Here is an 11774-nt window from a genome sequence, read left to right on the forward strand (position 1 = left end):
TTCATTCCTCCCTGAGAGAAACGGAAATTTTTTCAAGACCTGATAACTTCTCAGATGGTATCTTTATCCTGATCATCTCACTTGGCATCACATCTTCAAATTTCCTTTCAAAACTGCCGACAATCAAGGTTGCTTTTTCCATTGGCTTTTTGCTTCTGATGTATAAAATCAAGTCCTCACCGCTTACATATCTTCTTGGGAAGATCACTCCGATATTTTCCTTAGCTTCGATTGGTACACCACTTTCAAAGTTGCTTCCCTTTGCATACAGAGCTGCGTATTTTCCGGCTTTTTCTCCTTCCATTGTCACATAATCGACAAGATCATATATCACAGTACAGTTACCTGCAGAAAAGATCCATTCATTTGAACTCTGACCTATATTGGAACACGAAACACCTTTTGAAACTGGATCCATCTGTACAAGTCCCTGAAGCAACTCCACCTGTGGTATGAGTCCAACAGAGAGAACAAGTGTATCCACTTTGAAAATTCTTTCTGTACCGGGTATTGGCTTGTAATTTTCATCAACCTGTGCAACTACAACTTCTTCAAGTCTATCTTTTCCTCTCACTTCAACAACTGTGCTCGAAAGATACAGAGGTATATTGTAATCCTCAAGACATTGAATGACATTCCTTAAAAGCCCTCCGGAATAAGGTAGTCTTTCTACCACTGCAACCACTTCGACACCTTCAAGTGTCAATCTCCGTGCCACGATCATGCCGATATCACCAGAACCCAGTATCAAAGCTCTCTTTCCAATTAATCTGTTCTCTATGTTCATGTATTTCTGGGCAACACCGGCTGTGAAGATTCCTGAAGGTCTATCTCCCGGGATCATCAAAGCTCCAAAGGGTCTCTCTCTTGCACCCGCTGTGTAGACGACAGATTTGGTTTGAATTTCAAACACACCCTTTGGGGAAACCAGAACAGCTTTTTTATCGGCTTTAACAGTGTGGACGTGACAGTCTGTCAGAAGTTCTATGTTGTGATTCTCAAGCAATGCGGAAAATCTCTCGGCGTATTCCGGACCTGTGAGTTCTTCTTTAAAATAATGAAGTCCAAAGCCATTGTGTATGCATTGATTGAGAATGCCGCCGGTTCTCTCATCTCTGTCAACAAGAACTACCTTTACTCCATTTTTTGCCGCGCTCAGTGCCGCTGCCATTCCAGCAGCACCGGCACCTATCACAAGAACGTCTGTTTTCATTCTCTCACCTTCCCGTCGACGATCCAGCTTTCAGGTGATTTGAGAACTATTTGAGACATGTCCATTTTGAGCTCCCTTTGCAGAATCTTCATGATCTTTATTGAACAAAAACCACCTTGACATCTTCCAAACATCGCTCTTGTTCTGAATTTGACACCATCCAAAGTTCTTGCACCTCTTCTTATCGCTTCGATTATCTCTGCTTCTGTGACTTCGTTGCAGTAACAGATCAACCTGCCAGCAGCGGGATCTTTTTGCACAAGTTTTTGCCATTCCTCCAGTGGTAATTCAACGATCTTTTTTATGCCTTTTCTGAATGGATTGAAATCTTTTTTCGCGGTTAAACGAAAACCGAGCTCCTGCTGAATGATCTGTTCAACCGTATACTGTGCAATCGCAGGTGCAGCAGTTAAACCGGGAGATCTCATTGCCATGAGATTTACAAAGTTTTTCACAACCTTGCTCGCACCGATGAAGAAATCTTTTTGAGGACTTTCAGGTCTCAAACCACAAAAAGTCTTGACGGTTTGAGAGAAATCCAGAGACGGAACAAGGGTTTTTGTGAAACTCTTTATCTGTTCCAATCCCTCCTGCGTTGTTTCAAAATGGTTTTTCATATCTGCTGGTAAATCAACTGCCGTGGGTCCGAGTAGCAAACCGCCATCTATGGTTGGTAAAACCAGTATTCCCTTTGATGTTTTGGTGGGTGTCGGGAAGATAATTGATCTGACAGTTGTCCCCACTTTTTTATCCAGAAGAATGTACTCACCGCGGCGTGGATGCAATGGAACATACTCTGCCCCTGCGAGAATGGCTATCTTATCTGCAAAAAGTCCAGCAGCGTTTATGACAAGATCTGCCTCATAAGAATTTTTATCGGTGATAACCTTTGTAATTCTGTCGTTTTTCTTCTCAAAGCCCACAACCTCTTCGTTCAAAACAACTTTTGCTCCATTTTCCACAGCATTTTCTACAGCGGCAATTGCAACCATCCATGGTTCTGTTATGCCGGCAGTTGGTGCCCAAAGACCACACTGAACATCTTTACTCAGATTCGGTTCTCTTTCAAGTACGGTATTTCTGCTGTGAATCTCCAGACCAGGTACTTTGTTGATCTTTCCCTGCTCGTAGAGCTCTTCAACTGTTTTTACTTCCTGATCGTTCAAAGCGATCACGTATGAACCAATCCTTTTTATTTCAAAATCCAGTTCTTTCGACAGTTGAGTGTACAGTTCATTTCCCTTTGCACAAAATTTTGCTCGCATAGAACCAGCAGGATCATCATAACCTGCGTGAAGTATGGCGGAGTTGGCTTTTGTGACTCCCCAACCTATATCCAGGTTTTTTTCAATTATTGTGAGATCAAGATCGTATTTACACAATTCCCTTGCTGCTAAGCTTCCAACGACACCCGCACCGATTACGATAACTTTCATCTTAAACACCTCCAAAGAAAAAAGCCACACCCCAAAAGGGATGTGGCTTTCTCCAGGACTCATACCACACCGTTTTTATTCTACCACGATTTTTGAACTTTTCAAGCCATTGATATGCAAAGATTGATAACAGTTCTAACAAACACTTGATTTTTCACCGCTGTGTTTGTATAATGTCAGATGTGGAAACTGGCGAGCCAGCGTAGCTCAATCGGCAGAGCGGCGCATTCGTAATGCGTAGGTCGGGGGTTCGAGTCCCTTCGCTGGCTCCATATTTTTATTTAGAAGGTGTTGTTGTGCCTCTTGACGAGTTTGAATTTGAAGTTCTCAAATTCATTGAAAATCATCAGTTGATCACACCCGATTGCAAAGTGTTAGTAGCCCTCTCCGGTGGTATCGATTCTGTAAGCCTTTTACACGTGCTGGTGAAACTTCGCAGGTTACTCAAGATCGAAGTACTCGCAGCGCATCTAAATCACATGATCCGTGAAAATGCTTCAAGAGATGAAGAATTTGTCAAAAACCTCTGTGCCAGTATAGGTGTGAAACTCTACACAGACAGAATAGATGTGCCAGCCATCTGTGCTAAAAGAAAACTCAGCATAGAAGAAGGTGCAAGGATTGTACGCTACGATTTTTTGCACAGAATTTTACAGGAATCTGGTTCAGATCTTCTGGCTCTTGGACACAATTTGAATGATCTATCTGAAACTATTCTTTATAGATTGGCAAGAGGTACGAGTTTGACAGGTTTTGTGTGTATGTACCCAAAGGATGGATACAAAATCAGACCGTTTCTGTACTTCAAAAGACAGCAGATAGAATCGTATGCAAAGAGAAATTCTATTTGTTATGTTGAAGACGAAACCAATTTTGATCTGTCATATACGAGAAATTACATACGCCACAGGATACTGCCGCTGTTGAGAAATCTGAATGACGATGTTGAAAGTACGATCAAACAGGTTCATTTTTCTGCCATCTTGCTCAAAGATCATGTTTCTAAGATTTTAGAGAAATACAGGAACAAAATATATCTTTTTCAGAACAGGATCGTTTTTGACTCAAGTGAAATGGACGAATTTGAAATAGTGGAAATGATCAAAGCGTCTGTGGAGAAATTAAATGCGCAGATCAACTACAGGCAGATAGAACAGATAGTATCAAAGCTAAATGAGAGTTCGTGGACTGTCAATATCGCAAAAGGAACCAGTGTGCGGAAAGGATTTGAGTTCATCAGCGTTGAAAAAGGACATTTTCCTGCCGACAAGCTGAAAATTACTCGAGAGGGAGTGTACAATTTTAATGGATGGATCTTTGAACTGTCAAAAGATGTCAAATCAAATGAACATGTTTTTGTCAACCCGGAGTATGTGATGATAAGAACTCGCAATAAAGGCGACAGAATACTTGGTAAGAAATTGAAAGACATCATGATAGACTCAAGAATACCGCATTTTTTGAGAGATGAAATGCCAGTAGTTTGTGATGAAAATCAGATAATCTGGATTCCCGGTGTTTATCTAAACAATAGTTTCAAAGAAAAGAAAAATAATCTTCTTGTTTTGAATTTGCTGAATGATCCGTACAGTTGTATACTTAAAGAGAGAAACGAAAGGAGGAAAAAAGTTTGAATGGAAATCGTCCAAACTATATATCGTTGATATTTGCAGCACTGGTTATACTCTCGCTTTTTTGGCTTGTGAGGTCTTTCTATTTTGAAAACACTTCGCCTTCGAAGATGAGCTTCAGTGATTTCATACAGATGTCATATGAAGAACCCACAAAGATTGCAGAAGTAGTCATAAGAGACGATGGAATGTTGAGAGTAACAACCAAACGTGGTGAGTACTACGAAATATACGCGCCCTGGTTCAGTCAGGACTCAAGCACCATAAAAGTCCTCAGTGAAAAAGGTGTGAGAGTAGTTGGTGAAAAAGGTGTAAGCAGTTCCTTTTGGATCAACGTCATTGGGAACGTGATCTTCATCGGTTTTCTTTTGTTCATGTTCTTTTTCATGATGAGGACAATTTCTGGCAGAAACAACCAGGCTTTCACTTTTACAAAAAGTAGAGCTCAGATGAGTAAACCCGGTCAGGGTCGTGTTACTTTCAACGATGTTGCGGGTGTGGATGAAGCGATAGAAGAGCTGAAGGAGACCGTTTTATTCTTAAAAGACCCAAATCGCTTTGCAAAAATTGGAGCGAGAATGCCCAAGGGTATTCTCTTAGTCGGACCACCCGGCACTGGAAAAACTCTGCTTGCAAGAGCTGTCGCAGGAGAAGCCAATGTACCTTTCTTCCACATAAGTGGTTCTGATTTTGTAGAGCTTTTTGTCGGAGTTGGTGCTGCTCGTGTTCGTGATCTGTTCAACCAAGCCAAAATGAATGCACCATGCATAGTGTTCATAGATGAAATAGACGCTGTCGGAAGACACAGAGGTGCGGGTCTTGGCGGAGGTCATGACGAACGCGAACAAACTCTGAACCAGTTGCTTGTGGAAATGGACGGGTTTGATATCAGGCAAGGTATAGTCGTTATGGCTGCTACGAATAGACCTGATATCCTTGATCCTGCTCTGCTCAGACCTGGAAGATTTGATAAAAAGGTGGTCTTAGACACGCCAGATGTAAAAGGAAGAGAAGCAATACTGAAGATTCACATAAGGAACAAACCTTTAGCAGATGACGTTGATGTAAAGATTCTGGCTCAAAGAACAACAGGCTTTGTTGGTGCAGACCTTGAAAATCTCGTGAATGAGGCTGCCCTGCTTGCTGCAAGAGATGGCAGGGAAAAGATATCGATGTCAGATTTTGAGGAAGCCATAGACCGTGTCATAGCCGGACCGGCGAGAAAATCCCGTGTGATAAGTCCAAAAGAAAAAAGAATTGTTGCTTACCACGAAGTGGGACACGCTATTGTATCAAGCTTGCTTCCAAATGCAGATCCGGTTCACAGGATATCGATCATTCCAAGAGGTTACAGAGCGCTTGGTTATACACTTCAACTACCGGCGGAAGATCGTTATCTTGTTACAAAACAGGAACTTCTGGATCAGATAACCAGTCTTCTTGGTGGCAGAGCTGCAGAGGAACTCATTTTCCAAGAAGTTACGACCGGCGCGGCTTCAGATATCGAAAGAGCCACAGAGCTTGCAAGAAGAATGGTTTGCCAGTTTGGCATGAGCAACAGACTTGGTCCTTTGGCTTGGGGTAAAACTGAACAGGAAATATTTCTGGGTAAAGAACTGACAAGAATGAGAAACTACAGCGAAGAAGTGGCAAGCGAGATCGACGATGAAGTCAGAAAGATAGTCACTGAGTGTTATGATAAAGCAAAAGAGATTCTGAGCAAATATCGTAAACAACTCGATGAGTTGGTTGAACTTCTTTTGGAACGAGAGGTCCTTGAAGGTGAGGAATTGAGGAAGATTTTGAAAAGTGAACTTGGGGGGGAAATGATAAATCATGACGAACTTGGAGCAGTTACGCGCAAAGAGCAGAATAGTTGATGTAACGGTAGATGAGTCGTGCCGCTGGAATGAGGATCATGAGATGAGTTTGCTCGACCTTGCCAGCACCTCTGGTTTGAGTGCTTTGGTCTTTCACGTTGCTCATGATTTGATACAGCCGTTTCTGTCAGAAGAAGAGATATCAGTTGTTGTTGAGGCAAATGTTCGTCACATCACACCGGCATACGTTTCAGAGAAATTGGCGGTCAGTGTGAAGGTGATCGACATTGTACAAAATAAGATCAAATTGCGTGGAATTATAATGAAAGGCGAAGCAAAAGTACTGGAAGCCGAATTTGTCAGAGCGGTGATTTCTAAAAATTACCTCAGGAGGATATCTATTGAGAAAACCACGTGATAGAAGATCTTTCGATGAATTTGACACTGTCAGAAAATTCAAGTCAAGTGAGAAATTAATTGAACAAGTTAATCTTGAGGGCGACCTGAGGGTTGCCCTTATTTTTCCAAATGCCTACGAAATTGCGGCATCGAGCTTGGGATTCAACCTAGTATGGAAACTGTTCAACAGATTACCAAAAGTGCGCTGTGAGAGATTTTTTCTTCACAGAAACTTCCACAAATTCTACTCGCTTGACACACAAACCCCACTCGATGAATTTCCCATCTGGGCTTTTGTGATGCACTTTGAGAATGACCTGTTAAATGTCATCTGGCTTTTGAAGACAAAAGCTGTACCTGTTTTCAACACAGAAAGAAGGGCTTTTGACCCTTTGATCGTCTTTGGTGGGGCTTTGACCTACACAGATATTCCCATTTTAAAAGCTGTGGCAGATGTTATTTTACACGGAGATTTTGAAGCTATGTTGCAGGATCTACAGGAAAGTCTTTCGTATGACAATCGCGAAAGGTTAATTGAGAAGATCTCCAAACTCGATTTTGCCACTGTACCAATCTGTAAGACTACAAGGAAAAAAATCGCGGTATTTGATGACATAAATGCCATGGTTCCATCAAGCCCACTGATATGCTCAAAAGGAGAATTTGCAAACAGGTTACTCGTGGAAATTGAACGCGGATGTCCTCACAGTTGCAGTTTCTGTATGATGGGTAAATCGAAAAAACCGGTTAGATTCCTTGATCCAGAAATTCTCAAAGAGAAACTGAACGGCTCTGATTTTGCAGGATTGATCGCTTCCAATGTCACAGATTATCCATGGCTGGATGAAATAATACCTTGGTTTGAAGAAAAGAAAATGCGGGTTTCTTTTTCTTCGCTCAGACTGGACAGGTTGAATGAAAGGTTTTTGAGATTTTTGAAAAAAAATCAGCAGAGCTTTACCATAGCACCAGAATCTTTCAGTGAGAAGATTCGAAAGATACTGGGCAAAAATTTCACAGACCAGCAGATATTACAGACCCTTTTACAGGCAAGAAAAGTGGGGTTCGAAGAAGTCAAGATGTACATGATCTATGGACTGGATGAAGAAACTGACCAGGAACTGAAACAAATCGCGGATTTTGTCGATATTATTGCAAAAATGGGATACAAACAGATAAAACTTTCCTTCAATCCATTGGTTCCCAAACGCGGCACGAAAATGGAATCGCGCAAGATGCAGGATCTTAAAACTCTAAGGAACAAGATGAAAATCATAAGAAAATTCGCTGGCAAAAATGTCACGATGACTTTCGAGAGTCTGAAGATGTCCCACATACAGTACATGATAAACAGTGCCAATGAAGATGAATCTCATGAACTGATCGAAAAATTCCAGCATATACAAATATTCACGGAGTGATTTTATCAGAACAAGGTATCTTGCCGTTTTTGTATAGAAAGATCAAAAAATCGATCAATCTTCTGTACTTAGCCCTGTACATGATGGTATCCAGAAAGCCAGATGGAGATGAAGCATGGACGATACTGCTCAAAAGATCGTAAGTCGTGTAGATTTTCAACCTCTCGACTTTGAGAAACCTCGCCACATCTTCAAGCAATTTTCTACAAACTACCGATGATTCAGCAAAGAAAGACAGTGTTTCTAATCTCAATCTGGGTAAAATGTACTCTTGGTACTGTGACTGTGCTGGCAGATCTGGTGGCAAACGAAGTCCAAGCAATGAACCAGCTATATCTCTCTCGACTTGTCCCAATTGCATGAACATTTCCTGTATCAAATCTCTGTCATCACTGATGTAATAATTTTCACCAAAGAGTTTACCAAAATGAGCAAGGGTGTCCAGGTAACCTTCTGTCAAGTATTTTTTTGAAACCTCTGGATCAAAGGTCATTACTGTCCCGAAATGTTCTTTTGGTCTTATGTACTCTATTTTACCCTGATTGCTGAATATCCTTATATATTCAAGTATGTCAGCCATGCCAATTGTACCTATGTTAACTACTATGATGTTCTCATAACCTCTTTCCACAGCCATTTTAACAGGTATATTGCTGTACACACCACCATCTACAAAAAGTCTGCCACCAATTTCCTCTCTCTTGAAAAGAGGAAAGTTAGCACTTGAGAGGATGTAATCAGCCAGCATTCCCTGTGGAATTTCCTCTATGTAAAGCATGTAGGGTTTCAACTCAGAAAGGGAATATGCAACAAGACCATAGTGCACTTTTGAAGTACGTATCTTTTCTTCAGGGAGCAGGGTTTTCATCTTTTCTCTGAGGGGGGTTATATCTATACCTCCCTCGCTTATCAATTTTTTTGCCGCATCTATCGCTTCTGGGATACTCAGATCTGTGAACCTGCCAGTTATCACTTTCTTGACATTTTCAGGTATGTCCATTACATCTTCAAAGGTGAGATTAAGCCAACTTTTCTCGGCAAACTCAATATCACCAAGTGCTATCAAAGCACCGTTAATTGCTCCAACAGATGTACCGTAAACAGCGGCAATTTCAATTCCCATTTCATTGAGAGCTTTCCAGACACCTATCTGATAGGCTCCCCTTCCTCCTCCACCGGAAAGAACAAGCGCCACACTTGTTGCGGCAGCAAGAATGGCATTCACATCTTTCACCCACCAAGATTATTATAAGCCGATCGAAAGGCTCTTGAAAAGAAATAGTATTTCTGATATACTGACACTGTAAGCAGGCGTAGCTTCAAGAGGTGGAGCGCCGCCTTGGTAAGGCGGAGGGTGTGGGTTCGAGTCCCACCGCCTGCTCCATTTTATCTCTCCCAAACGGGTTCTCCTGAAACATAAACTGCCACGGGATCATCTTCGAGCTTGAGTGGATTTCTTTCATAAACTGCAAAATCAGCTATGTACCCTTCTTTTATTTGACCGATATTTTCAAATCCAGCCATCTTTGCTCCCGCTACTGTATAGAGTTCGATTGCTTGAATCAAGTTGAATCCCATTTTCAGAGCTTTTTCGATCACGTATTTTGGATCTTCCGGCGAGACAGGTGCATCGGTGGAAAAGCTGATAGCAAAGCCTTCGTTTAGAAATCTGAGAAAATCGTATTTTAAAACATCGAGGTTCTTTGGAATTCTTTTTTCAATGAGTTCTTGATCCTCAAAAGCAAAATGAGGTTGAACGCTGAAATACGTTTTTCTCAGCAAAGGTAGATCATCTTTATCAACAAGCTGTGCGTGAATTATTCTGTTGGCTGGATATCTCTGGTACACCTTGGCAACTTCGTGGACGGCGGCATCTCCAATTGCGTGGATACAGAGCTGAACTTTTTTTTGAAGGCAGATCTTTGCAAAATTTTCTATTTGCTCAGAGTCGAGCAATTTGATGCCTCTGTACTGTGTTTCATCTGCATAAGGCACACTCAAATAAGCAGTTTTACCACCGATGGAACCATCTGCAAAGATCTTGACAGCCTTCACATAAACCCTTTCTGCCAGATCGCCGAATTCGTCAAAATCAATTAAATCCTGTACACTGGCAAAATAGAGTTTTTCAAGGACCCTGATCTTTCTATTCTTGAGTACCTTTTTCAATTGATCCCAGTTGATTCCGTGAAGATCATCGGAATGAACAAAGGTTACCCCGTGCTGGAGAAATTTCTGTTCACCTATATTGAAAAACTTTTCGTAGTTTTCATCCTTTATCTTTTCCTCAACCAGATCCAGTTCCTTTTCTCTGAAAATCCCGTCGATTTTGTGTATTCCAACGATATCCATCGCAGCTTTGTTCAGAATCGCTATGTGACCGCATCTTCTTTTCAATACAACGGGTTTATCTATCTGATCGATCAAATTTTTATCTGGATATCCACCCAGAACCTGTTCACTCCATCCCCTTGCACGGATAACTTTATCATTACAGTTCTTTATTAGATCCAGCAACTTTTCTTGTGAATCGACCTGTTCCAGATTTAGATAACCGTATTTGTGACCGACTCCGAGTATGTGAGCATGAGAATCAACAAAACCCGGCATCAGGTACATGCCGGAAAAATCAAATACAGGTCCAGACGATTGCAAAACAAAAAACCTTCCTTTAATGTGTACGTCTTTTTTCACAAATTCACCGTTTTGATAAACAAGTGCACCTTTTAGAATCATTTTTTCACCTCACCAATGACACTATTCCAGTTCATAACCGTACCCATCAATATGGTTTTTTCAAGCCAAAGCTTATATAAGTTGTGGGTAGTTAGCTGGCTCTCAATAACTCGTAAACCTCGCCATTCAAGACTGCACAACCAGCCGCTCCTCTTATCGTATTGTGAACAAGAGCTACAAATCTAAACCGCTTTTCCGATATCTGTACAAGCCTACCCACACTCACGGACATTCCATTGCCCAGGTTTCTGTGCAACTTTGGCTGTGGTGATTTTTGATCAGTCAGGTAAATCAAAGGTCTTTCGGGAGCCGTTGGAAGGTTCATGTTCTTTAAAGGTTGAAAGTCTTCAAAACTATTAATGATATTGTCGACATCTGCTTGCAGACATGTTTCTATAAATACCGAGAGCATGTGACCATCCTGAACTGGCACTCTATTACACTGAGCCTGTATATCAAAATCAGCCAGTTCGATGTGATTGTGTTTCAAGTCACCTAAGATCTTTCTTGATTCGATCATGATCTTTTCCTCTTCATTTTTTATGTAGGGTATGACATTGTCCAGGATATCCAAAGATGCTACACCGGGATAGCCTGCGCCCGAAATGGCTTGCATTGTCACAACCTGCACCTGTCTTATACCGAATCGATCCATTATCGGCTTGAGTGCCATCACAAGTCCTATTGTCGAACAGTTTGGGTTTGTGATGATTTTGCCTGGTGTCGTTTGGTGATCTATCAAATCCAGATGATTGAGATTGACTTCTGGTACTATCAGCGGAACATTTTGATCCATCCTGTGGCTTGCCGCGTTTGAAAATACCACGTAGCCAGATTTGATGAATTCATCTTCTATCGGTCCTGCCATGTCAGATGGAAGTGCTGAAAAGACATAGTCACAGTCGAAACCAGGTTCGCACTTTTGTACCTGCATCTGGCAAACTTCATCGGGAATCGGTGTATCCAGATGCCATTGTACAGCCTGTGAATATCGTTTACCAGCGGAGTTATCCGAAGCTGCAAGTACTGAAATTTTAAAAAATGGGTGATCTGAAAGAAGTTGAACAAATCTTTGTCCAACAAGACCTGTAGCACCAAGAATGGCAACCTTTCTCACG

The 11774-nt window shown here is 41.5% G+C and carries 9 protein-coding genes and 2 tRNA genes; 6 read left to right on the forward strand and 5 right to left on the reverse strand.

What is annotated here, in order from left to right:
- Nucleotide 1 precedes the first annotated feature (1 nt).
- Nucleotides 2–1213, reverse strand: a complete 1212-nt coding sequence (locus tag AC4E92_RS05320; RefSeq protein ID WP_490239559.1) for an NAD(P)/FAD-dependent oxidoreductase — start codon at nucleotides 1211–1213, stop codon at nucleotides 2–4.
- On the reverse strand, nucleotides 1210–2649 hold the full coding sequence (locus AC4E92_RS05325; protein WP_490239560.1) for an NAD(P)/FAD-dependent oxidoreductase: 1440 nt from the start codon (nucleotides 2647–2649) through the stop codon (nucleotides 1210–1212). The genes AC4E92_RS05320 and AC4E92_RS05325 overlap by 4 nt, the downstream gene beginning before the upstream one ends.
- A 196-nt stretch (nucleotides 2650–2845) precedes the next feature.
- Here AC4E92_RS05325 and AC4E92_RS05330 point away from each other — a divergent pair.
- The 5 genes from AC4E92_RS05330 to AC4E92_RS05350 all read left to right on the forward strand — a co-directional run bounded on the left by AC4E92_RS05330 (nucleotide 2846) and on the right by AC4E92_RS05350 (nucleotide 7920).
- Nucleotides 2846–2921, forward strand: a tRNA-Thr gene (locus AC4E92_RS05330).
- 24 nt (nucleotides 2922–2945) lie between these two features.
- Nucleotides 2946–4283 (forward strand): tRNA lysidine(34) synthetase TilS, encoded by a 1338-nt coding sequence (tilS, locus tag AC4E92_RS05335; RefSeq protein WP_490239561.1) that lies wholly within the window; start codon nucleotides 2946–2948, stop codon nucleotides 4281–4283.
- On the forward strand, nucleotides 4280–6160 hold the full coding sequence (ftsH, locus tag AC4E92_RS05340) for an ATP-dependent zinc metalloprotease FtsH (RefSeq protein ID WP_490239562.1): 1881 nt from the start codon (nucleotides 4280–4282) through the stop codon (nucleotides 6158–6160). Before tilS ends, ftsH begins: the two co-directional genes overlap by 4 nt.
- Nucleotides 6117–6518, forward strand: coding sequence for a thioesterase family protein (locus AC4E92_RS05345; RefSeq protein WP_490239563.1), 402 nt, complete (start codon nucleotides 6117–6119; stop codon nucleotides 6516–6518). The genes ftsH and AC4E92_RS05345 overlap by 44 nt, the downstream gene beginning before the upstream one ends.
- The gene (locus tag AC4E92_RS05350; protein WP_490239564.1) at nucleotides 6502–7920 is read left to right on the forward strand and encodes a B12-binding domain-containing radical SAM protein; all 1419 of its coding nucleotides are present in this window, start codon (nucleotides 6502–6504) and stop codon (nucleotides 7918–7920) included. Before AC4E92_RS05345 ends, AC4E92_RS05350 begins: the two co-directional genes overlap by 17 nt.
- On the opposite strand, the gene AC4E92_RS05355 is transcribed toward AC4E92_RS05350, so the two are convergent.
- Nucleotides 7910–9145: a patatin-like phospholipase family protein gene (locus AC4E92_RS05355; protein ID WP_490239565.1), complete on the reverse strand. Its 1236-nt coding sequence runs from the start codon at nucleotides 9143–9145 to the stop codon at nucleotides 7910–7912. The genes AC4E92_RS05350 and AC4E92_RS05355 overlap by 11 nt on opposite strands.
- A gap of 82 nt (nucleotides 9146–9227) precedes the next feature.
- On the opposite strand from AC4E92_RS05355, the gene AC4E92_RS05360 reads away from it, so the two are divergent.
- Nucleotides 9228–9304: transfer RNA gene (locus tag AC4E92_RS05360), tRNA-Thr, on the forward strand.
- 2 nt (nucleotides 9305–9306) lie between these two features.
- Here AC4E92_RS05360 and AC4E92_RS05365 read toward each other — a convergent pair.
- Together AC4E92_RS05365 and asd are read right to left on the reverse strand one after the other, a co-directional pair.
- A complete protein-coding gene (locus tag AC4E92_RS05365) occupies nucleotides 9307–10656 on the reverse strand; it encodes an amidohydrolase (RefSeq protein ID WP_490239566.1) in 1350 nt (449 codons plus the stop codon).
- Between the two features lie 91 nt (nucleotides 10657–10747).
- Nucleotides 10748–11773, reverse strand: coding sequence for an aspartate-semialdehyde dehydrogenase (gene asd / locus AC4E92_RS05370; RefSeq protein ID WP_490239567.1), 1026 nt, complete (start codon nucleotides 11771–11773; stop codon nucleotides 10748–10750).
- Nucleotide 11774 lies beyond the last annotated feature (1 nt).

It is taken from the genome of Pseudothermotoga sp., from assembly GCF_031962025.1.
In the GTDB taxonomy this organism is placed as follows: Bacteria; Thermotogota; Thermotogae; order Thermotogales; family DSM-5069; genus Pseudothermotoga_B.

Coding starts and splice junctions, on each gene's coding strand:
- AC4E92_RS05325 (WP_490239560.1), bottom strand. CDS start 2,649: ATGAAAGTTATCGTAATCGGTGCGGGTGTCGTTGGAAGCTTAGCAGCA.
- AC4E92_RS05345 (WP_490239563.1), top strand. CDS start 6,117: ATGACGAACTTGGAGCAGTTACGCGCAAAGAGCAGAATAGTTGATGTA.
- AC4E92_RS05365 (WP_490239566.1), bottom strand. CDS start 10,656: ATGATTCTAAAAGGTGCACTTGTTTATCAAAACGGTGAATTTGTGAAA.
- AC4E92_RS05320 (WP_490239559.1), bottom strand. CDS start 1,213: ATGAAAACAGACGTTCTTGTGATAGGTGCCGGTGCTGCTGGAATGGCA.